At 46.7% G+C, this 22,065-nt stretch carries 16 protein-coding genes; 7 read left to right on the top strand and 9 right to left on the bottom strand.

All coding sequences use genetic code 11. The features are described 5' to 3' along the window. Positions 1-75: 75 nt before the first annotated feature. Positions 76-669, bottom strand: a complete 594-nt coding sequence (gene lepB / locus QUB13_RS25390; protein ID WP_333091404.1) for a signal peptidase I — start codon at positions 667-669, stop codon at positions 76-78. Between the two features lie 477 nt (positions 670-1,146). Then, positions 1,147-3,624 (bottom strand): ATP-dependent Clp protease ATP-binding subunit, encoded by a 2,478-nt coding sequence (locus tag QUB13_RS25395; protein WP_194069564.1) that lies wholly within the window; start codon positions 3,622-3,624, stop codon positions 1,147-1,149. A 707-nt stretch (positions 3,625-4,331) separates the two neighbouring features. Here QUB13_RS25395 and QUB13_RS25400 point away from each other — a divergent pair. From QUB13_RS25400 to QUB13_RS25410, 3 genes are all read left to right on the top strand, one after another. Beyond that, complete coding sequence (locus QUB13_RS25400; protein WP_333386474.1) at positions 4,332-6,422, top strand: histidine phosphatase family protein; 2,091 nt, start codon at positions 4,332-4,334, stop codon at positions 6,420-6,422. Between the two features lie 548 nt (positions 6,423-6,970). Further along, complete coding sequence (locus QUB13_RS25405) at positions 6,971-7,288, top strand: hypothetical protein (RefSeq protein WP_333386478.1); 318 nt, start codon at positions 6,971-6,973, stop codon at positions 7,286-7,288. A 133-nt stretch (positions 7,289-7,421) separates the two neighbouring features. Continuing rightward, positions 7,422-9,341, top strand: a complete 1,920-nt coding sequence (locus QUB13_RS25410) for a globin domain-containing protein (protein WP_333386480.1) — start codon at positions 7,422-7,424, stop codon at positions 9,339-9,341. Between the two features lie 460 nt (positions 9,342-9,801). Here QUB13_RS25410 and QUB13_RS25415 read toward each other — a convergent pair whose 3' ends face one another. Together QUB13_RS25415 and QUB13_RS25420 are read right to left on the bottom strand one after the other, a co-directional pair. Then, entirely contained in the window at positions 9,802-10,641 is an 840-nt protein-coding gene (locus QUB13_RS25415; RefSeq protein WP_333386482.1) for a metal ABC transporter permease, read from the bottom strand. A 134-nt stretch (positions 10,642-10,775) separates the two neighbouring features. Continuing rightward, positions 10,776-11,495, bottom strand: a complete 720-nt coding sequence (locus QUB13_RS25420; protein WP_333386484.1) for a metal ABC transporter ATP-binding protein — start codon at positions 11,493-11,495, stop codon at positions 10,776-10,778. A gap of 89 nt (positions 11,496-11,584) precedes the next feature. Between QUB13_RS25420 and QUB13_RS25425 the strand changes: the two genes are divergently transcribed. Beyond that, a complete protein-coding gene (locus QUB13_RS25425) occupies positions 11,585-12,607 on the top strand; it encodes a metal ABC transporter solute-binding protein, Zn/Mn family (RefSeq protein WP_333386487.1) in 1,023 nt (340 codons plus the stop codon). A 326-nt stretch (positions 12,608-12,933) separates the two neighbouring features. Here QUB13_RS25425 and QUB13_RS25430 read toward each other — a convergent pair whose 3' ends face one another. Continuing rightward, a complete protein-coding gene (locus tag QUB13_RS25430) occupies positions 12,934-13,197 on the bottom strand; it encodes a DUF7219 family protein (RefSeq protein ID WP_333091422.1) in 264 nt (87 codons plus the stop codon). 272 nt (positions 13,198-13,469) lie between these two features. Further along, positions 13,470-13,637, bottom strand: coding sequence for a metallothionein (locus tag QUB13_RS25435; protein WP_333091423.1), 168 nt, complete (start codon positions 13,635-13,637; stop codon positions 13,470-13,472). Positions 13,638-13,788: 151 nt separating this feature from the next. Between QUB13_RS25435 and QUB13_RS25440 the strand changes: the two genes are divergently transcribed. Next, positions 13,789-14,199 carry an ArsR/SmtB family transcription factor gene (locus tag QUB13_RS25440; protein ID WP_333386492.1) on the top strand — a complete coding sequence of 137 codons (411 nt, stop codon included), beginning with the start codon at positions 13,789-13,791 and terminating at the stop codon, positions 14,197-14,199. Between the two features lie 214 nt (positions 14,200-14,413). Here QUB13_RS25440 and QUB13_RS25445 read toward each other — a convergent pair whose 3' ends face one another. The 3 genes from QUB13_RS25445 to QUB13_RS25455 form a co-directional block, all read right to left on the bottom strand. Beyond that, on the bottom strand, positions 14,414-14,614 hold the full coding sequence (locus tag QUB13_RS25445; protein WP_194011982.1) for a heavy-metal-associated domain-containing protein: 201 nt from the start codon (positions 14,612-14,614) through the stop codon (positions 14,414-14,416). Between the two features lie 190 nt (positions 14,615-14,804). Then, positions 14,805-15,569, bottom strand: a complete 765-nt coding sequence (locus tag QUB13_RS25450) for a sulfotransferase domain-containing protein (protein ID WP_333386494.1) — start codon at positions 15,567-15,569, stop codon at positions 14,805-14,807. 406 nt (positions 15,570-15,975) lie between these two features. Further along, positions 15,976-16,188, bottom strand: a complete 213-nt coding sequence (locus QUB13_RS25455; RefSeq protein WP_333117516.1) for a hypothetical protein — start codon at positions 16,186-16,188, stop codon at positions 15,976-15,978. 26 nt (positions 16,189-16,214) lie between these two features. Here QUB13_RS25455 and hpsA point away from each other — a divergent pair, with 26 nt between their 5' ends. Next, positions 16,215-21,350, top strand: coding sequence for a hormogonium polysaccharide biosynthesis protein HpsA (gene hpsA / locus QUB13_RS25460; RefSeq protein WP_333386496.1), 5,136 nt, complete (start codon positions 16,215-16,217; stop codon positions 21,348-21,350). A gap of 46 nt (positions 21,351-21,396) precedes the next feature. After that, entirely contained in the window at positions 21,397-22,047 is a 651-nt protein-coding gene (hpsB, locus tag QUB13_RS25465; RefSeq protein ID WP_333386499.1) for a hormogonium polysaccharide secretion pseudopilin HpsB, read from the top strand. The last annotated feature ends 18 nt before the right edge of the window (positions 22,048-22,065 follow it).

The following is a 22,065-nucleotide window of genomic DNA, read 5'->3' on the forward strand; positions in this document are numbered from 1 at the left end:
TGACTAATGACTAATGACTAATGACTAATGACTAATGACTAATGACTAATGACTAATGACTAATGACTAATGACTTCAAACTTGTCCGATACGTTCTAGCGGCCAAAACCGCACTACAGCGCGGCCGATGATATTCTGCTGAGGTAAAAATCCCCATCGGCTAGAGTCGTTGCTGTTGTTGCGGTTATCTCCCATCACAAAGTATTGATTTTCAGGGACGCGATAAGGCCCCCACTGGTATTTAGGAGGTTCGGCAATATATTTTTCGACGAGGGGTTTGTCGTTGAGGTAAACTAAACCTTTTTTAACAGCGACGGTTTGACCCGGTAAACCAATTACCCGCTTGATAAATGCTTGGTCTTCGGTAAAGCCTTGTTCTTGCAACTTTTGGGGCGGGGCAAATACTACGATGTCGCCAGTTTTTGGAGGTTCGAGGTAGTAGGAGATTTTTTCGACCACGACGCGATCGCCCACGTGCAGAGTTGGTATCATAGAATCTGACGGTATGAAGCGCGGTTCCGCCACCAGCGCTCGAATCAATATTGCTAAACCCAAAGCAATAATTACGATTTGTAGATTTTCTCGCTGCGACTTCCAGGCTTTTTGCCACCAGGTTTCAGCCTGCACTTCTGCTACTTCTGTAGCTAAATTCTTTTTTTCCGATGTCATTGAGTCCTCGCTATATAATTGCCACAAATTATCTAATAAGTTGTAGAGACCTTCAAATTGTATTTCAAGAAACAATCACCTCGAATATTCAATTAAAATGCTCTACAGCTTACCTTTGAAATATATCGCTGTTAATTATTAGACTGGAATTGCAACAAATGCAAACTATCTTACAATTATCTGCGTTTATTTGCGTTTGTCTGTGGTTTCCCTATTCATCAAATATTGACGTAATATCATGTCCTGTCGATTAGCACAACAACAACGGATCGCGCGTGTGGAATTTAGTCTGCACTACGAACCAATTTTATAGTTGTCAATCGACCGTACCCGATATAATAAGTATCCTCTTGATATTAACTCATAAAAAAGGTAGAGAATTTTAATTCTCTACCTTTTTTTACGTGAAGATTTGGAGTTATTTGCAACTGCGAGATTGGTTATTTCACAACTTTACTCGCCGCGCCCAACTCAATCTTACTCAGCGCCTTGGGGCAGCAATTCCCGCTTTTGACCTTGCAGCACCTTGACAATCCCGTCATCGCCCACATCCACAAGGGCGATGTCGCCGTCTTTGATGCGACCGGAAAGAATTTCCTCGGCCAAGCTGTCTTCCAACAACCGCATGATGGCGCGGCGCAGGGGTCGGGCTCCGTAGCTGGGGTTGTAGCCTTCTTCTATCAGCCGTTCTTTGAATTTCTCGGTCACTTCCATCGTGATTCCTTGTTCTGTCAAGCGGCCGAACACTTCTTTAAGCATGATGACGGCGATTTCCTTGACTTCTTCCCTGTTCAACTGACGGAAGACGATAATTTCGTCAAGTCTGTTGAGGAATTCTGGGCGGAAGTAGTTCTTGAGTTCTTCGTTAACCAAGGAACGAATGCGGTTGTAATTAGCATCGGCTTGGTTGTCGCTGAACTCGAAACCGAGGCCGCCGCCGCCTTTTTCGATGACCTTAGAACCGATGTTAGAAGTCATGATCAGCAGCGTGTTTTTGAAGTCCACGGTGCGACCTTTGGCATCGGTTAAACGGCCGTCTTCCAATATTTGCAGGAGCATATTGAAGACATCGGGGTGGGCTTTTTCGATTTCGTCGAACAGCACGACGGTGTAAGGACGGCGGCGGACTGCTTCTGTGAGTTGGCCACCTTCGTTGTAGCCGACGTACCCAGGCGGAGAACCGATGAGTTTGGAGACGGTGTGACGTTCCATGTATTCGGACATATCCAGCCGGATCATGGCTTCTTCGGAACCGAAGAAATAGGAAGCAAGGGCTTTGGTGAGTTCGGTTTTGCCGACGCCTGTGGGCCCGGAGAAGATGAAACTGGCGATCGGGCGATTGGGATTTTTCAAGCCAACGCGAGCGCGGCGGATGGCGCGGGAAACAGCTTTTACTGCTTCTTCCTGACCGATCAAACGCTGGTGCAGGGTGTCTTCCATGTGCAGCAGCTTTTCGGATTCGGATTCGGTTAGTTTGTTGACCGGGACACCCGTCCAGCTTGCGACGATTTGAGCGATATCTTCTTCGGTAACTACTGGCGATGGGTCGGTGTCGCCACGGGCCGCCGAGTCGGTTTTTTTGGCTTGGGAAATAGCGCGAATTTCGGCTTTGATGGTCATTTCTCGATCGCGCAATTCGCCAGCTTTGTCAAAGTCTTGAGAACGCACCGCTTCGTCTTTATCTTTCAGGACTTGGCGGAGTTCCTTGTCAAGTTCTTTAGCTGCGGGGGGAAGTTGAGAATTGATCAGGCGTACTCTCGAACCTGCTTCGTCTACCAAGTCAATTGCTTTGTCTGGGAGGAAGCGGTCGGAGATGTAACGGTGAGAGAGTTTTGCCGCTGCTTCTAAGGCGGTGTCCAAGATTTTCAGCTTGTGGTGCTGTTCGTAGCGTTCCCGCAAACCGAAGAGAATCTCGATCGTCTCGTCAACGGTAGGTTCGCCGACCATCACCGGTTGGAAGCGCCGCTCTAGGGCTGCATCGCGCTCGATGTGCTTGCGGTACTCATCAAGGGTGGTAGCGCCGATACACTGGAGTTCGCCTCTAGCCAAAGCTGGCTTGAGAATGTTCGCTGCGTCGATCGCCCCTTCTGCCGCACCTGCACCGATCAAAGTGTGCACTTCGTCAATCACCAAAATCACGTTACCGGCTGTGCGGATTTCATCCATGATTTTTTTGAGACGTTCCTCGAATTCACCCCGGTATTTTGTACCGGCGACCAGCAGGCCGATGTCGAGAGTGACTACCCGCTTTTCTTCGAGGATGTCTGGGATATCGTTGTTAGCGATGCGCTGGGCCAGACCTTCGGCGATCGCAGTTTTACCGACTCCGGGTTCCCCGATGAGCACCGGGTTATTTTTGGTGCGGCGACCGAGGATTTGAATTACCCGTTCGATTTCTTTTTGCCGACCGACTACCGGGTCAAGCTTACCATCGACGGCCATTTGAGTCAGGTTCGAGCCAAATTCGTCGAGGGTTGGCGTTTTGGTGCGAGCGCCCCCACCAGTGGCTGCGACTTCTGCGGTTTCTCCCAGCATCCGAATCACTTGGGTGCGGACTTTCGACAAGTCAACTCCCAGATTTTCCAGGACTCTGGCCGCCACTCCTTCACCTTCGCGGATCAGGCCTAGCAGCAGGTGTTCGGTGCCGATGTAGTTGTGTCCGAGTTGGCGGGCTTCTTCGAGGGACAGTTCTAGAACCCGCTTGGCGCGAGGGGTGAACGGAATTTCGACTGCTACGAAGCCCGAACCGCGCCCGATGATTTTTTCGACCTCAATCCGAGCATCTTTGAGATTGACTCCCATTGATTTGAGGACTTTTGCCGCCACTCCGGTTCCTTCTCCGATCAGACCCAGAAGGATCTGTTCTGTCCCTACGAAGTTGTGACCCAGGCGGCGAGCTTCTTCCTGGGCCAACATGATTACTTTTATTGCTTTTTCTGTGAAGCGTTCAAACATGGTTTATTCCCACCTGCTATGTGCCCGTTTTGAGGTCACGCTCGCACAACGAGCGTTTTTGTTCGAGTGTTAACTCGTAATGCCAATTCTAGCGCGACACTCGCACCGCTCTGCCGCACTCGGCGGCTGCGGTTGCAGATTCTAGGCTCATGTTGCAGGGTGGCTTTCAACTGGGAAGACCCAAATGGTGGCTGACCTACAACCTCCCCTAGACTGCAAGAAGATTGCTCTCCTCGGCCCGCGCCCAACCTACGACTGACTATGTATTGAGGATTCTAGCACAATCTTTTTTGGTCTCGCGCAGGTGCAAAATTGATATTTCTCAAAGTGTCGGGCCGTTTTTTTTACAAAAGTTATTAGTTAGATGGGCGATCGATCCCCTAAACACATCCTTAAGTAACAGCCTATCTCAAGAATTTGTTGGTTGGGAGGGCGAGGGCGAGCTGGGCTTTCTTTATCTAAAACTTTGCCCCAGATCCGTTGGGAATTAGGCTAGTCTTGATGTTGTGTGTTGTGCGATCGCTCCTGCATCAATTAGTGAGTGTTGCTACACTCCCAAGGGTTTAGCTCAGACTATACTCAGCACGGTCAAAGACCTTGCTTTCGTAGCAGAGTGCTTTTTGTCGTTAGCATATCTGACTTGAAAGTCGGAAACTTCCACTTTACAAAACAATCTAAATCCTGTTTAAGGGGTAGTAAAGTAAATTGTGAATACTAGAAAGTTAGATGACCAGGTACAAAGTACCGAAAATGGATCGATCGAAGTTCCAGGTACATCCCAGAATGTAACCGCCACTACTTCCGCCGCTTCAAATACAGAATTCAATACAGTATTCAATGCAGAAGAGCTAGGACGTGTCTACTTTATTCGGCACGGTGAAAGTACCAGTAACGAACGCAACATTTTTGCAGGAGTTTTGGATGTTGACCTGACAGGATTTGGTAGATTGCAAGCGCGTCAAGCAGGTGTTGACCTCAAGAAAAAAGGTACAAAGTTTGACGCAGTATATGTCTCTCACATGAGACGGGCGCGGCAAACCTGTGAAATCGCCCTTGCTGAAAGTCAGGCACTAAAGTCGCCCGATATCCCCGTTCAGATAGACCACCGCATTAGCGAAAAATCCTTTGGCATTTTTGCGGGTCGCAACCTAAATTTGCTGCGTCTAGCCCTGGGCTACGAAGGCTTCGAGGAAATGTTGCACTCGCACAACGAAGCACCCCCGGCTGGCGAAAAGATTGCCCAAGTTTACTTTCGCGCTGCCCGTTTCTACGAGGACAAAGTTGTACCGCACTTGGAACGGGGAGAAACAGTTCTAGTAGTGTGCCACCAATATGTATTGGAGCCTCTAGCACTTTATTTAAGCGGTCTACCGCCAACTTCTTATAAACACCTGAAACTCCCAAATGGTAAAGCTCTCAGCGGTGTGGAACTCGTCAAGTTTCGCGATAAGGAATCCGGCGGTGCCGCTTCTGTGCGGAAAGAGATCAACGATCTTTCAATTATGTGGGCGATTTTGATCTATGCCACCGCCTTCTTGCTGGGAAGTTTGGTAGGGGCAATCAGCGCTTCTGCAGGAGGGATTCCCTCAGCCCTATTTCGATCGATAATTGTTGCGTGTCTTGCCGCTTCAACATTTTATACCTACCTGGACATTGACTTTGCCGCCAGTAAACGCAAAGTAACTTCAACTGTGAAGTATCTAGTTTACGGGTGGATGGCAGTGAGATGGGCAGTTGGTCTATTTTTAATATTTTCTGGATTTTTATATCAGAGCGAAGCCGATTTGTACAAAGTTTTGTGGGTGCTGTTTTGGATGGTTCCGCCAGCCCTGACTTCCCCAGTTTTATCGGTGCTTTGGGGCGGTAATCTTTATCCGTCGGCTCTCTTGTCAAGAACGCTATCAATCGTTGCTCCACTGGCGCTTCTGGCTACATTGAAGGTTGCCAATTTACCCATTAACGTTGACAGCCTGATCTTTTTCGGCATCATTTTAATTTTAGGTCTGGCAATACCGGGAGCGATCGCCCAGTTTTGGCGCGACAAATCTCCTGTAGAATCAAACCACCACAGTAAAAACTGGAAATTTATCGGTGTGCTGGCTGTTGCATTAATGGCTTTGGCAACCGGGTTTCAGTTTACTCCGGCAACATTCCTCAGCGATATATTTTCCTCAACGGATACAGCGCGATCGCTAGCTTGTCTGCAACAACTGGCAATTGCAACTTTGGTCTTTGTCTCGATGCGGGTAGTAGCTACATTAACCTCAGTGTTTACAAAGGGCAAGCTAAGTAAGGCAGAAGCTCGCGATGCTTATATTTTGCTTGTGAACCCAAACTTTTTCCTTTGGGCAGCTCTTTTTATCGGTGTTAGTGCAACTACTTCGGAGGTGAAGTATGCAGTTTTTTGGGCCTCGCTGGGCTTTTTCTGCATCCCACTCATCGAACAGATATTGTTCATGAATTCATTTGGCAATGACATACTGAGAGAAACACTGCGTTCTTCGAGAGTGGCAACAGAAGATATCAAAAAGCTGTTCCTGCAATTAGATACGGATGGAAGTAAGTCGCTCGATCGATCCGAAATTACGGAGTTGTTAGGGCTAATAGAAGATATGACAACAGGCGAACGTAGCTCTGAAGAAGTCAGAAGCTACGTCACTGATTATCTGTTCAACATTCTTGACAGCGATGGCAATGGCACTGTCGATTTAGCAGAATTAGAAGAGTACGTATCAACCTATGGGTTGGTTGCTAACCTGAACGTCGTCTCTGCTACTGCATCCCCAGTTGGAGCATAAGTGGCGATCGCCCGGAGTTGATACTAATATGGAGCTGACAGAATTGACAAAAATTATGTCAGCTCCAAGTTCAATACTTTTGCGCTTGTTTGTGAGGTACATATAGCCTTTCAAGCGAAAGATGAGGTATGCCGAGGTATGCTGCAACCCTTACAGTGTCAAGCTTTTCATGGCAAAACTGATACCTCACCTTTTAGATAAAGGCTATAGCTCTTGTAGAGATACGGCGTCGTGCATTGGTGTCAACAAATAGGTCAAACCCACATTCCGGCATGGATTGAAACCCCGGGCCCACTAGCGGGTCCACGCTTTGGACTTGGCGGGCCCAAAGCTTGAGTTGACACGCTTTGGGCTTGGCCCCGCGTCCCGGAGGCACGAGCGATCGAGCGGGGTGTACTTCATAAACCTGGAATCTGCTGTATATCAAAATTGGGAGATTAGCTCACGGTTTGATTGCTTACGTTAGCAGCGATCGAAGATGCACTGCGCTTTGCCTCCTAACACAGGCGGTTGCTATACCTTAAAACTAGAAATAGGAAAATATCCCAATGAAGTTAGACAAGTTTGTACTAGCACAAAATATGGCCTTTCTAATAGCCATTCCACCAGAGAGTAATTTGGCAAAATTGCTCTCCTTTTGCTTAGCGACAAAGGCTAGACAAAATACAACCGGAACAGAAATCTTAAAAATCACCTGTGAGCTAATGGAAAACCCATCTAATTTGCCCTATTGGACTCAAGACGTGATGGGACTCGATTTAGATTACACCAGTGAAGAGTGGAAAGCTTTAGGAGAAATGGGCATCAACGATGCAGAGGAGTTTATGATTACCCTGTCGCAAGAATTGGAAAATTTGAGTTTGTAATATCTCGCCCTGGCGTCAGCCAAGAAACTGTCAGGTTCCAAACACTCTATCAAAAGCATTCATCACAGCCGGATAGTTAAAAAACCCTGTCTTTAGACAAGGGCTCGTCAACTTGCAAGAGAGAAAGAAAAATATGTCTTTAAATGTTGAACTTTTAGAGCAAAGTTTCGAGAAAATCAAACCTCGTGCTGATGAATTTGCCGCTACCTTCTACGAAGAATTGTTTACAGCTCACCCAGAGTTGAAACCGCTGTTTGCTACAACTGATATGAAAAAGCAAAAGAAGAAGCTGATTAAGGCTCTGGTTTTAGTAGTAGAAAATCTCCGCTCTCCAGAAGCTTTGGAGCCTGTTCTAAATGCCTTGGGAGGCAGACACATCGGTTATGGAGTAATTCCTAAATATTACAGTCCAGTTGGAGAAGCACTACTGAGTGCTTTTGAGCAGTCTCTCCAGCAAGATTGGACTCCCGAAGTAAAGCTGGCGTGGACAGATGCCTACAGAGCAATTACTGCTTTGATGTTAAAAGGCGCAGGTGTAGTTTCTTCACCTGAAAAAGTTAAATTAGAAACAGAGGTAATTCCAGAAGAATCGGTGACTGTACCAGCTAATCACCAACTAGAATTAATTCCAGAAAAAGAGCCAATATTTGCCGTAGATATACTGGAAAGCAGTTTCGAGAAAATCAAACCTCGTGCTGATGAATTTGCCGCTAACTTCTACGAAAACCTCTTCATCGCTCACCCTGAATTCAAACCGATGTTTGCCAATATAGATTTAAAAAAGCAAGAAAAAAAACTCATAAATGCTTTGGTATTGGTAGTAGAAAATCTCCGCTCTCCCGAGGCTTTAGGCCCAGTTCTGAACGCCTTGGGAGGCAGACACATCGGCTATGGGGTAATTCCTAAATATTATGGTCCAGTTGGAGAAGCACTGCTGATGGCTTTTGAGCAGTCTCTCCAGCAAGATTGGACTCCCGAAGTAAAGCTGGCGTGGACAGATGCCTACAGAGCAATTACTGCTTTGATGTTAAAAGGCGCAGGTGCAGTTTCTACACCAAAGGTTGTCCCACATGAAAAAGATGTCACCCACAATCAGCCAAAAGAATCAAAGACACAATTACTGAACGAATCTAAGCCGATCGCACCACCAACCGAGGAACAGAAAAATCCTTTAGTACCAATTCAGTTGGATGGTGAAATTATCCAAAAAATGCTCTTGAAAATAACTGATACTTATCAGCAATTTCAGGGTCAATCATTGGTTCAGCGATCGGGTGAAGTTCTTAAAGGAATTTTAGGAAAATTCATTGATAATTTTTGGACACAACCCGCCTGGTTAGTGGCTAGCGTTTCAGCCGTTTTGTTCATCATAATTTATGTAAACGCGGCGGAAAATTCTCTGCTGGCAGAGATTTTGGAGAGTGCTGATGCTCTCAGTCTTGTCGTTGCTTTAGTTTTATTCATTAAGGAAGCTCCCGATCGCCGGAAGCAATTTCACTACCAAGCTTGGAGTACAGTTGATGCAGCACACAGCGTAAAAGTTAGCTATGCAAGAATTCTGGCACTCCAAGATTTGAACTCAGATGGTGTTTCTCTGAGAGGTTTGGATTCTCCTGATGCAGAGTTAATAGCTATTAATCTCTCTGGTGCCAATCTGAGTGCAGCCAATTTGAGTAAGACGGATCTCAGTAATGCAAATTTGAGCCATGCCAACCTCGATAATGCTAACCTCAGTCAAGCTAAACTTGCGGGTGCTAATCTCAGTGATGCCAACCTGAGTTTTGCTCGCTTGAGTCAGGTTAATCTCAGTAATGCCAACCTCAGTGGCGCTAATTTAATTTGTGCGGACTTGAGTAACGCAAATATGAGCGGCGTCAATTTGAGAAATGCGAGTTTGAGTGGTGCTAATCTGAATAGTACCTACCTAAGTGGTGCAAATCTAAAAGGTGCTAAAGTTAGTATTTCTGACCTGAGTGGTGCTTTGCTCATAGGTGCTATTATGCCTGATGGATCGAAGTATAAGTCTCTGGAAGATGGGGTCACAAATGAATAAATTGATGCCAACTTTTTTATGACTTTGAGGTCTGCTTTTCTAGTAAAATGGTGACTACCCCTGGGAGCATCTCATATTTGTAAAAATACTTCTTTTGACTCCTTCTTTCTTCCTCTTTCCTCCTGTCTCCTGTCTCCTACCTCCAATTGTTAGCTGGGCCGCAAAAGTGAGATGCTCCCATTCAGAAGTTTTGTGGATTCTGGTTTCTATGACTTGCATATTTAGCCTTTCATACCGTAAATCAGCAACGCCTAAATTCACTGTTGACTGTTAACATCATGTATGAGTGCAACCGGAATTGGTATTATAGCGGTTATCAAGCGTCGTGAGGTATGCCCTATGCCCTATGCCACATAGTACCTCATCTTTCTGAAAAAGGCTATACATCTGCGGTTAACCTATCAATCCAAGATTTATACAAGAGTTTTAGTCATAATTAATTCTAAAATCTAAAATCGGACTATGATCCTTTCTTTCTCGTCAAAATTCCTTGACTGGGACTGAACACCAAAGCAACCAAAAATAATCCAAACACAACTAATACAATTGCCGCACCAGACGGCATATTCAAATAATAGCTAAAATACATCCCAGCCACGCTAGCTGTAATTCCAATAAGCGCTCCCAATCCCATCATTAAATGTAACTCTTTTACCAACAAATATGCAGTAATTCCCGGCCCGATTAACAGGGAAATTACTAACAGCGCCCCCACAGTTTGCAAACTCGCGACAATTGTCAGGGTAATCGCCGAAATCATTCCCAGGTAAATCCAGTTTACCGGCAAACCTGACGCTTGCGCTCCCAAAGGGTCAAAAGTATAGAATAGCAGTTCTTTGTAAAAGATTTTAACCGCCGCCAAAATTATCAAAGTTATGATAAAAGTCTGCTGCACGTCAGCGGGTGCAACTGATAAGATATTCCCGAACAAGAATCCGTCTAAGTCTAGTTTGGTTGTTCGCAATATACTAATTAAGGTGACGCTAATTGCTAGAAATGTAGACAAAATTAATGCCATGATAGCGTCAATTTTTATTCGCGATTGCGATTGAATCCACGCCATAATTACGGCGCTGATAATTCCTGAGATAAATGCGCCGATGGAAATATTGAAGCCCAAGGAAAATGCAACGGGCAATCCTGCTAATACTGAATGGGCAATCATGTCTACCATCATTCCCATTTGTTGTACAATTAAGTAGGAGCCGACTACGGCGCAGAGTATTCCTAACAAAATGCCGACGGCGATCGCATTTCGCATGAACTCGAATTTTAGTGGCTCAATCAGCAAATTTAACATTTATAGAAGAAGGAAGTTCGGCAACGGATTTAACGGATGATGGAAGATGATTGAACCGCGAAGACGCTTTAGGCGAAGCCGCGCGTCAGCGCTAGGACACGAAGGAAGAAGGAAGAAGGGACTTCCCCTTTGTCTCACGCTGCAACTAAGCTGAAATCGTATCCATAGGCTTTTTGAATATTGGTTGCGGTGAGGACTTCCCGGCTGGTTCCAGCGGCAATTAATCGTTTGTTGAGTAACAATAAATTATCGTATTGTTTTAAGGTTTCGCCTAAATCGTGACTGATTACTAGCAATGTTTTATTTTCGGCTTTGAGTTCGGCAAAAATATCGAAAATAATTTCTTCTGTTGCTTTGTCGATCGCATTAAAGGGCTCGTCGAAGAAGAATAAATCGGCTTGTTGGGCGATCGCCCTTGCTAAGAAAATCCGCTGCTGCTGTCCCCCGGAGAGTTCGCCAATTTGCCGATCGCGCAAATCCCACATTCCCACCCGCAGCAAAGCAGTTTTCACCAATTCCTGCGACTGCTTCGAGAAACTGCGAAACCAACCAGTCTGGACAGTCCGCGCCATCATCACCGCATTTTGCACAGTAATCGGATAATCCCAGTCAATTTGCGATCGCTGCGGCACATAAGCCACCCGCGACAACTGTTCCTTCAACAACCGCCCCTGATATTTTACCAAACCCCGACAGGTAGGGATCAATCCCAGCATCGCTTTCACCATCGTGCTTTTCCCCGCGCCGTTGGGGCCGAACACCCCCGTTAACTGTCCGGGTTCTAACTGAAAATTCACGCTGTTGAGGGCCGAAATTCCTCGATAATTCACAGCCAAATCTTGCACTTCTAACATAATTCCAGATTTTGAGAACGATTCTTGTTCGTAGCTACTAGAATAGGATAACTCTAAAAGTAATAACGATTATCATTCCAGAGGTAAAAATGTTACAAAAATTGACCGGAAAAACCCGCAGATTGTGCAGTGTGGCGGTTTTGGCAATGGGTTTCGGGCTGGTTGGGTGCAGTTTGGGCCCGCAAGCCAGCAATTCCACGCCCCAAAGTAAGGGCGCCAACTTGCCGAAAGTCGTCGCCACCACTGGCGTTATCTGCGATATAACGAAGGAAATAGCCCAAAGTTCGATCGACACCACCTGTCTAATTAAGCCCGGAGAAGACCCCCACGCCTACCAAACCAAGCCAGAAGACCGCAAAGCCATTGAAACGGGCAATTTGATTTTATACGGCGGCTACAACCACGAACCAAGCATCATTAAATTAATTAAATCCAGCAGCAATCTCGCACCCAAAATCGCCGTACACGAGCTCGCCGTTCCCAAACCGCTAATGGGCGAACACGAACACGAACCGGGGGAAGAAAAAGCAGAACAAAAATCCTCAGCCACCGACGAAAAAGTCCCCGACCCTCACGTTTGGCACAATCCTCAAAATGGCATCCGCATGGTAGAAATAATTCGCGACCAATTGAGCAAAGTTTCTCCAAAAAATGCTCAACTTTACACCACAAATGCCGCCAAACTAACAAATGATTTAACAAAAATAGATACTTGGATTAAAGCACAAATTGCGACAATTCCGGCCAACCAACGCAAATTAGTCACAACTCACGATGCACTGAGTTACTATGCCAATGCTTACGGCTTAGAAATTGCTGGAGCTTTGCAAGGAGTGACCACAGAAGAACAGCCCGCAGCAGCAAGAATCGCGGAATTATCATCAGAAATTAAGACTGCAGGAGTGCCAACAATTTTTGTAGAAACCACAACTAATCCCAAGTTAATGGAGACTGTAGCGAGGGAAGCAAATGTCAAAATTTCTGACAAAGAACTTTACAGCGACGAGTTAGGAGGCCCCGGCACCGGTGCTGATACCTATGAAGGAATGCTGAAAACTAATACTTGTGCAATTACTTCTGGACTCGGCGGCAATTGTACTTTGCTCCCCTAGGGCGTGTATCGCGCACGACAAACTTGTTGAGCAAGCAATTACATTTACTGTCATTGCGAGGTTGGTGAAACACAGGGAAGCAATCGCAGAATTTATCGAGATATAGCCTTTCAAGCTTTGATATGAGGTACTATGCGGCATAGGGAATAGGGCATACCTCACAATGCTTGATAACCGCTATAGCTTAAAATTGTTGGTGTGCAGTGCAAGCCCTACGGTTAAGCTACGTGCGCCCGAAAGCTCCCTACATTTGCTGAGTGCACAGCAAAACGCAGCTATCGCAATCGCAGGGGTTTTCGATTGCAGTTGCTGCATCTGCGATGAATTTAAGGCAAATTTTCCTCATCATCGCTAGTGGGGGGTTTTTGGCCAATTCCCAATTGCTTCTTAGAGGATTTTAAGTTTTTCCAAAGAGCCTTAATATCTTTATAGGCTTTTTCCGCGCTAATCTTCCCTCCTGTTTCCAGCGAGCAAATATAAGTTATTTTCTGAGCAAATTCCTGCAAGTTGGCATTAAACGCCAAGTTTTCTGGCGTAAAATCACCGTAGTAGCGATTGCGAGGATGTAAAAAATCTTCCCGCTCTTTCATAGGCCCCTCCTAATTCAAATTTTGGTTCTCTCTCTGCTATTAATAGCAGTCTTTGCACTTAGTATCGCGATGCTAACTTACTCTTATTGTATTCCGCTGGCAACAATTTTGCTTTTTCGCTTTGTACTTAGCCTGTCAAGGGAATTTTAACCTTTAATTACCCGTATTTTAACCTTAAGTTAACCTAAAAGCACAAAAATTGGGAAATGCGCTGTTCGCATCTCCCTTGAGATATATTTTACGGTTAGTGAACCTATTCTGAACCGAAATATTTATTTGTGGCACTCGCAGCCGGCGTGGCCGCAGCCTTTGCCGTTGGGATGTCCGTCAGCGCAAGCTGTGGAACAGTATGTTTTGCCGTCTTTTTCAATGGCATCGCTGGGGCTGACAGCGCACACGCACGAAGGACAAGCACATTTTGTTTGGGTGGCTGTAGTCATTTGAGATTCTCCTGGTGGATTTGTTTGCCTATACCAATATATGAACACATATTCAGAGATAAGTCAAGGAAGTAAGTGTAAAAGTTTTGTTACAAAAGATTGACCGATCGCACTAAAATGAAAATGAGAATTAAAACAAGCCGGGATCGAGATGCCACCGAAGTCTGCTGTTAACGGAGCGATAGGTCAGCCCGACCAACAAAACGATACACCAATGTGCGATCGCCCGCATATAGTTGACAACGTGCGGGCTGGGGAAATGCAAACACAGGTGCTCAACACGGCAAAAGCTCAGCGCATGGCAGAGTTTTTCAGTCTTTTGGGAGATGCGAACCGGCTGCGGCTGGTGTCGGTGTTGGCAAATCAAGAATTGTGCGTGTGCGACTTGGCGGCGGCTTTGAGTATGAGCGAATCGGCGGTATCGCACCAGTTGCGGGCGTTGCGGGCGTTGCGGTTGGTAAGTTATCGCAAAGTTGGGAGACAAGTTTTTTATAGTTTACTTGATCGCCACGTTTTAGAACTGTACCGAGCAGTCGCCGAACACTTGGACGAAGAATCTTAATTAGTCATTAGTCAGTAGTCAGTAGTCAGTAGTCAGTAGTCAGTAGTCAGTAGTCATTAGGAATTCTTGTCGGGGCGGATTTTGTAGGGACGAGTTCACAGATATCTGTGATGAACCTCCAAAATATTTATCAACTCGCCCTCCCCAACCAAAGATTTATCTAAGCGATTATGTTTAAAACTGCCCCGACTAGAAACCAGGGCTGATCCTGATATTATGCTTCGACAACAGTGTGACCGCAAGCAACTACAGCCTGTTTAATAGACTCTTCCGAGGCTTTGGCATCCACGGTGACAGTCTTGGCTGCTATATCTACATCGACTTTAGCATCGGATTCAACTGTTTTGATGGCTTCGGTAATAGTGGTTCCGCAGCCGGCACAGACGATCGAGGGAACATGAAGTTTGAGTGGCATAATTAAACCAGATATTGTAGATTGCAGGATTTATTCTCCTTTTATTTTAACCTGATTTCGGTTGGCTTTCATAATATTTGTTGAAAGTTTAGCTGCGGGTAGAGAGTCAGGCATTGCTTTTTGCTGTCTCAGCAGTGGGCTTTCGGTGCAATTCCGGCAGGGGTTGAAAACCCCGGTCGGATTGATGATTTTAGTCCCAGCCGAAGTCTCGATCGCACAATTGAGCTAATCTCTGATTGTGCGATCGATAATACGCCTTCAATTGCTCGTATACTTTCTCGTCTACGGGCGAATATTGAGTAGCGTTGTGTTTTTGGTATGCTTTGAGTTGGTGCGGCGGCAAGCCTAGAAATTCTAACACGCTGTTGTACGTGACTGCCGGATTAGTATATAAATCTTCGCTTTTGAGGATTAAAAGTTGTTCTTTAGGAAATAGTTTCATCCAAGCAGGGAGTTGGTCGGCGTAGATGCCGCGGCTTAAATAAGAGTGGTGTTGGTGTTCGTAACTAAAGTAAGTTGGGTCGGCTAGGAGTTTTTCTAGTTCGCCTTTTAGTCTTTGGGGTTCTAGGGCGATCGCCTCTTCAAAAGATAGCGATTCGTATTGAATCTTAATATAGTAATAGTAGTGGGAAATCGCGCGGTCTACAGGGTTTCTCAGCAAAACTATTAATTTGACTTCTGGACATAAATCGTAAATTCGCTGCGGAACTTGGGGGTGAAAAATGTAATAGGGGCTGGCTTCTCCGGTGATTTTGTGTCCGCGTTCTGCTGCTGTGGGAAATTGGGAGTAATACCATTCTGGGCCTTTGTCGAATTGGAGGTCGAAATAATGTATTTCTTTGACAGCGGCGGGGGCGATTTGGGGATGTTGGGTGAGACCGGCGTAGAGGGATGTTGTGCCGCCTTTTTGAGCGCCAATGATGATGAAATGTGGGGGATTTGGGGTTGGTTTCACAGTTGTTGAATTTTTGTAGCTCTTAATAATCGATCGCCATTTTAATACCCAGCGTGAAAAATTGTTGCTGCCCTATGGTCGATCGACCTCCTAGGGATTGGCCGCCGCGCCCGAATCCTGTCAATTTAACCCGAAAATTCACCCGAAAAATTACTCGTTACCTGGCTCTGCCTGGTAACGCAGATCCCGAGGCTCTGCCTCGCTATTGAAAATCGAGGCAGAGCCTCTAGATACGGGTTCCCAGGCAGAGCCAGGGAACCAGTTAATAGGGGTTTATAGGCAGAGCATAGGAACCCGTTATTTTATCAAATGCGCCCCGGCGATGAATTGGAAACGATCGCGATCGCACTTCAATAGCGATCGAAATCACTTTAGGGCTGAACGCTGACAATAGGATAGAACTAGACTAGAGTGGAGTTACCCAGCCCAAATCCTTGCGGAGCAAATCTTTGGGAAAAAAATATATTGCCTGCGAGTTCGATCGCCCGTTTGTCGGTTTTATTTTTTCGCTAAAGTGCACATTTTGTAAATTTCTGCAAGGGTTGATATGGATGTTGTGGAAATTGGGAACAATAAAGGTGGGATCGTACTGTTGAGCAGTATCTACCTGCAATACCATCTCTGAAATTATTCAGGAAGGCGTCAATGTTTAAAAGCAAATTATCCAAAGTTATCGTAGTGCTGTTGCGGCGGATTGCTGGCGTGACCAGATCTGGGGCGAAACGGCTGATGAGAGCAATGCTGCAAGCCCTCATGGCTATGAGCCGCCGGGCACAACTGCCGGTGGCGGGCTTTGTGCTGCCGACGGTGACGATGGTGTTGCTGGTAGTTATCTTGTTGACGGTGGCGATTACTCTGCGATCGTTCGATCGGGCAAATACGGCCCGTAACGTGCGCGTGAACCAGCAGGTGCTGGCGGCCGCCACTCCCGCGCTCGATCGGGCGAAAGCAAAAATTCAGTATGCCTTATCCCCTCAAGGAAGCGGAACACTTGATACACCATCAGACTTGAGCGTTTACCAAGCGCTGGATTCAGATCGTTTTAAATTTGGAGATGAGGAGGTTCTACAGATTAAGCTTGGAAATGACGACAGTATAAATACCGCTTGGAGGTTCCCTGTTGATACTGACAACAATGGTGTAAATGACACCTATACTTTATACGGGATATATTTTCGCAGCCCTCCTCGCGATCAGGAGACAGGAGACTTTAATAGATCTAGAAATAGTTTAGAAGCCAGAACCCCTCCGATGTCGCTATCCCAAGGTAGCGATATCTGCAAAGCAGCAGCAGGTACTAGCGCTAGTTTGGTAGGCAGTACGGACTGGTACAAAGGTGAGGGCGTACTCAAAAAAAGCTTCTTTGTATACACAGCAAACGTGCCGATCGAAGGTAAATTCAAAGGAACTCCAAGTTTCTCAGCTTTGGAGTATCAACAAGACCAAAAACGCATTCCACTACAAAATAATGCGGTGGTTTATGAAGATGATTTAGAAGTATCTCCAGGCCCGCCGCTGCGTCTGAATGGACGGATATTTACTAACAGTAATTTTATGGTCACTACCACGGACAAGGGCCCGGTAGCGTTCTATCTCGTTAGCAGCAAAGAATCGTGTTTCTACAACCTAGAAAATAGTAAAATAGTCGTTAGTGGTAATGTGGTTAACGGCTGGTCGGGAAATGATGGCGCAACTGGCCAAGAAATAGCCGTTCATCTATTTGGGAAAGAGGCTACTGATCCAGTCACCACAAAAGCAATCAAAGGCCCAAGCGACCAATCTGTAGCCTACAAAGAGGGTGCTTTGGGGGTCATGTATAATAACAAGGCTTATTCCGATCGCATCGGTCTATTAGTTTCCGAACAGGAAAAAAATGCTGCGACTTCCGATCCCCAGGAAGTTAAAAATGCCATTGCTAAACAAGTGGAAGAAGAAACTGACCCCACTGCTCCCAGCGCCGATCGTCAAAAGGAGATTCGCGGAGAAAAACTGGAATCTTACTTTAGATTGCGGACGCGCAAGGTGCCGTTTGCAGAAGTGTCGGCCACTGAAGACGCATTGGCTGGCTTTGTTAACCCTGCAACAAAAATCGTAACTACATCTCCCTTCGGCGGTACTGGTGAGGCTCTGCGACCGGTGGATGCTTGGGTTATACCTTCGGATGCGAACACAAAACTCGATACTGCAAGTGTCAGGCTACCAGCCAACAGCCCGGAAAAGGTACAGAAAGATAATAAAGAATCCGAGTTAGGCGATCGCATAACCGTAGGAAACAACCTGCCAGCACTGCGATGGGATCTAACACTGGGAAAATTTGTGGGTGAAGGTGAAGAAGGAAGAGACCTATTGGGAGTTAATTGGAAGGATGGGGGCGAGCGCTACCGGGAGCCCCAAGTGAAGCAGTTCGCTGATGTAGGGGGAGCAGACCGTGACGGCTTCTGGGAAAAAAGTGCGGCCCAAGCACCTAAAACAGCAGTTGATGGCATCGGCGGACTGCGGGTAATCACCGGGGCTGGCGTTTACGAGCGCACCAACTCTTTCCTGCCACCTCCTAAAGTATTCAACCCTGCTGCTGTTCTTCCAGCAGATCGAGTATCAGAGTTCTACGACGATCCGACAACTACTGCTGTAGAAAAATTCCCCGTTGTTTGGCCAGACTCCATGCCGATGTCACCAGGCCCAAATTCTAAAGTCTATAACAATCAGGCTGCCCTTGGTAATGACCCCTGGGAGCTTTTGCCAGAGACGACTTGGGAAGATTTGCCCAAAACTCTGACGGCAGACTTAACGGGAACCATTGACCCCAAGACTCCCAAGTATGCTAAGGGCGACTTGCGGATGCGCGCCACTGCGATCTATCACTACGCAAACAACCCAAGCGATCAAAATGCTAAATTAGCTGATACCCCGCTGGCTTGTGTCAGCAGCTATTACGATCCCAGCTACCGATACAGCAAGGGTGGAACTCTATATGATTCGACTCTCAACCGTCCAGATTTACCGGAACAAAACGCAAAGGGTAAATCCAACAACGGCATCGTCTACGGCCCTCCAACAGCCGGACGGCCAGGTGCGATTTTGACTTCCGCTCTCCAGACTAACGCATCTCTGGTGCCGGCTGCTGGAACACCAGACGATCGCTTGAACTATCAAGCCAGTCTCGTCTTCCCCGATGGTCGGTTTGTCAACGAGAACTTAAGGAAGGCTTTGCAGAAGGTTGACACGGAACGCAGCTTGTCGGAAAAAGCTGCGATCGACTCTACTCTGTGCTCTTTTAAAATTTTGGCGGATCCGACAGCGGTTGACGATAAATATCTGAAACACGGGACAATTCGAGAAGTTGCTTTTCTCAATCCTAGGGAAGTTAAGGCGATCGACAAGGACGACCCAGATACTGCTGTGGATGAGACTTATACCCTCAGCAGTCCTTTAAGTTCATCCGCTGGTAGCGGCTTGATGGCTCGCACTCAGAGCGCTAAACTAACAGGAAATTACGACCTGGCTCTAGCAGAACGAGAACCCCTAGAAATCCGGGTTACGCAATTAGATATCAATCAGCTCAGCAAGAAAACGATCCCCTACAATCGACTGCCTAAGATCAACACTCTTAACCCAGAGTATATGCTGCCTTACAGTGGCCTAATTTACGCCAGCCGTGACGATGCAGCACCCGATCGCAGCGATCGTACTCCGAATAGTCTTGGCAATGGCATTGATGCAACCCGCAGCAAATTAAGCAGTTCAACGGATTCTCGCCTAGACCCCAGCCGCCGCCCCCACGGAATTATGCTGATTAACGGAGGTAGCTTGCGTCGCCCGACAAGTGTAAAGACGGTGACAGACGTACTCAAAGAAAAGGGTTTGCTGTTGACTTCTAACCTGCCGGTTTATATCCAAGGCGAATTTAACAAACACACCCAGAGAGAATTTGGTACAGGTGTAGCAACTGCTTTTGATTGGACTCCTAGCAATTTCTACGGTCGCAAGGGTGACAACCTGAATCCCGATTTTGCTTGTAGATCGGGAGATCCCCGATACTCTGCCAAATGCTCAGGCAGCGATAATTGGCGAGCGGCAACAGTGCTCTCGGATGCGATCACCCTGCTCTCAGAGCCAGTGTCAGGTAATTTACAGGACGGCTTCCGGTACGGTTCCCGCAATCACGGAGATTTTGACCTGAGAAATAATGCAGGTACCGCGATCGTCGGCTATGACTTAAATGGCGATGGTGACACCAGTGATGTCGGTTTTAATGAAGCTGACTTCGGGTTTGACCTCAATGGAAATGGGACTACGAACGATACGGGCGTTACCGTTAAAGAGACCGATGTAACGGCTAAAGCCGCTCGCAGGATTAACGGTTTTGGTGCTAACAACTACGTCACTAACGGTTTGAGTAGCGGTGCTCCAGTAAAGCCACATTTTGACATAATCAACCAAGAAAAGTTCGGGCAAAGCGCGGGGACTACCAAATCACCAACAGACGCAAACTACAGCAGTAACACAGGTGATGCTCCCAATAGCTCATACTTCAACAATTTCGTTACGCCAGTTCAGCGACGGGCTAATTTTCCAGAATATGTAATGGAAATATGCCGGAAGTTGCCTGTTTCAGCTTGCGGGCCTGATGACTGGGTAGTTGGCATTGATGCTGGTACTGCTGATAATTTCGATCCTCCTACACCAAATCCAACACGACAAGAAATAGAAAAAGCAAGCCTTGTCCCAGCAGCTACACCTCTTGCTCAACTTCTATCAGGTACAACAGCTAGACCAGCGATCGATCCAGCAGATAGACGATATCCCCGTCGCGTAGCTTTTGTGCGAGACAACTCAGGTAAGCTGTTTTTGGATAGCAACGGTCGCCCTATCGCGCTGGGAATTGCTAGCCCCACTCAAGTAGCTTTCTATGGTACTTCCACAAATCCTGTCACTGTGGACGCTACCCCCATAACTCCTGTCACTGGTCAGCCTCAGCTAGCAGATAACGCTCTTTGGTATGCGACCACCAAAACTCCCCTTACTCCCAACGCTCCGGCCCAAATTGACTATGGCAATACTAACCCTCTGTTTTACGCCAAACTACCCACAGCTAATGTTGAGCAGCCACAGCTAAGACCTACTTTGCAGATTCAGGCGACAAATAGTAATCCTGCAGGTGGTGGTACCCCTGGAATAGGCAACAACGCCAACGAGATGCGATGGATTCAAAAAGCAAAAACTACCGAGTTTAACCTCATAGTCGCCTCAAATGACATTCCTTCACGTCGGCTCTCTGCCACCCTTGGCGACAACAATGGTGGTATGCAAAACTTACCGCGCTTTATGGAAAATTGGAAAGGCCTAAAAAACTCGATCGCAGGTTCGTTTATCCAATTCAAGCGCAGTGCTTACGCAACTGCTCCGTACCAATCAGTGCTTGCTACTACCGGTTCGGCTTTTACTGCCAAGCTATTTGAAACTGCATCCGATAGCGCCAGCCCGTACAAAATCGAAACATCAGGAGGTAAGATCGGCTATTTCGTTGCACCCGATCGGGACTGGGGATTTGATGTCGGTTTGCTTTCACAGCCCCCTGACTTGTTCGCCCAAAAATTCACTCTCCCTGCTTCTCAGAAAACACCTGACGAATACTTCAGAGAAATCAGCCGTGACGATCAATGGGTGAAGTCTTTACTCTGCGCCCAAAAATTGAATTCCTCCGATCGCACTCCATCTGGTGTATATGCTGCCAATGACAGCGCTACAAAACCAAGAACAGACTGTCCTAACCTTTCCTAACATTGAAACCCTCACATTCCTGAGTTCCAAATGCGGAGTGCTTACCATGACCAAACGCCAACAGCCACAAAGTTTACAGAAGTCCCAAGAAGCCGGCTACACGATTATCGAGTCATTGGTAGCGATGATAGTAGTTTCGGTGCTGATGATTGCGATCGCCCCTGTGATGGCTTTCTCAGTAGCAACTCGCGTCCAAGCCAAGCGGATAGAAATGGCAACTCAAGCTGCCAAAACCTATATTGAGGCACTCAGGTCTGAGGCGCTAAAACAAGGAGGCCCTATTCCGGGGTTTCCGGCTCCGTCCACAACCGACAATAAATTAGAGGACACCCTCGCCCCAACCGACATCAACGCTCTTTACTGCATAGACAAAGATTCGGATCAAAAATGTACCGCTGACAGCAATCAAGACCTTGTAGTTCAGGGCTACTACTACAACTCATCAGCTACAGATCCGATAAAAACAGGCTACAACTTAATTGTTCGGGTTTACAGGGCTAATTCTTTTGCTAGTGGCGTCGGCACACTAACAACTCAGAAGAAATTACAAGCACAGCAAGGAACTACTACCGCAGGGCTGGGAAATCTCCGAGCGCCTTTGGTAGAAATGAGAACAGAAATAGGTGCTAGCGATCGACAAGGTGCTTACAACAATTTTTGCGATCGTCTCGACCGCACCCAGGGCTGTACAGAATAACAAAAGTCCCCGTGATAA

The organism is Microcoleus sp. B4-D4, assembly GCF_036705185.1.
GTDB lineage: Bacteria > Cyanobacteriota > Cyanobacteriia > Cyanobacteriales > Microcoleaceae > Microcoleus.

Bases quoted from the DNA above. Each gene is read 5' to 3' on its own strand.
- QUB13_RS25405 (WP_333386478.1), top strand. From the start codon at position 6,971: ATGAAGTTAGACAAGTTTGTACTAGCACAAAATATGGCCTTTCTAATA.
- QUB13_RS25420 (WP_333386484.1), bottom strand. From the start codon at position 11,495: ATGTTAGAAGTGCAAGATTTGGCTGTGAATTATCGAGGAATTTCGGCC.
- QUB13_RS25445 (WP_194011982.1), bottom strand. From the start codon at position 14,614: ATGCCACTCAAACTTCATGTTCCCTCGATCGTCTGTGCCGGCTGCGGA.
- QUB13_RS25440 (WP_333386492.1), top strand. From the start codon at position 13,789: ATGCCACCGAAGTCTGCTGTTAACGGAGCGATAGGTCAGCCCGACCAA.
- QUB13_RS25455 (WP_333117516.1), bottom strand. From the start codon at position 16,188: ATGGTATTGCAGGTAGATACTGCTCAACAGTACGATCCCACCTTTATT.
- QUB13_RS25425 (WP_333386487.1), top strand. From the start codon at position 11,585: ATGTTACAAAAATTGACCGGAAAAACCCGCAGATTGTGCAGTGTGGCG.
- QUB13_RS25435 (WP_333091423.1), bottom strand. From the start codon at position 13,637: ATGACTACAGCCACCCAAACAAAATGTGCTTGTCCTTCGTGCGTGTGC.
- lepB (WP_333091404.1), bottom strand. From the start codon at position 669: ATGACATCGGAAAAAAAGAATTTAGCTACAGAAGTAGCAGAAGTGCAG.
- QUB13_RS25430 (WP_333091422.1), bottom strand. From the start codon at position 13,197: ATGAAAGAGCGGGAAGATTTTTTACATCCTCGCAATCGCTACTACGGT.
- QUB13_RS25395 (WP_194069564.1), bottom strand. From the start codon at position 3,624: ATGTTTGAACGCTTCACAGAAAAAGCAATAAAAGTAATCATGTTGGCC.
- QUB13_RS25410 (WP_333386480.1), top strand. From the start codon at position 7,422: ATGTCTTTAAATGTTGAACTTTTAGAGCAAAGTTTCGAGAAAATCAAA.
- QUB13_RS25415 (WP_333386482.1), bottom strand. From the start codon at position 10,641: ATGTTAAATTTGCTGATTGAGCCACTAAAATTCGAGTTCATGCGAAAT.
- hpsB (WP_333386499.1), top strand. From the start codon at position 21,397: ATGACCAAACGCCAACAGCCACAAAGTTTACAGAAGTCCCAAGAAGCC.
- hpsA (WP_333386496.1), top strand. From the start codon at position 16,215: ATGTTTAAAAGCAAATTATCCAAAGTTATCGTAGTGCTGTTGCGGCGG.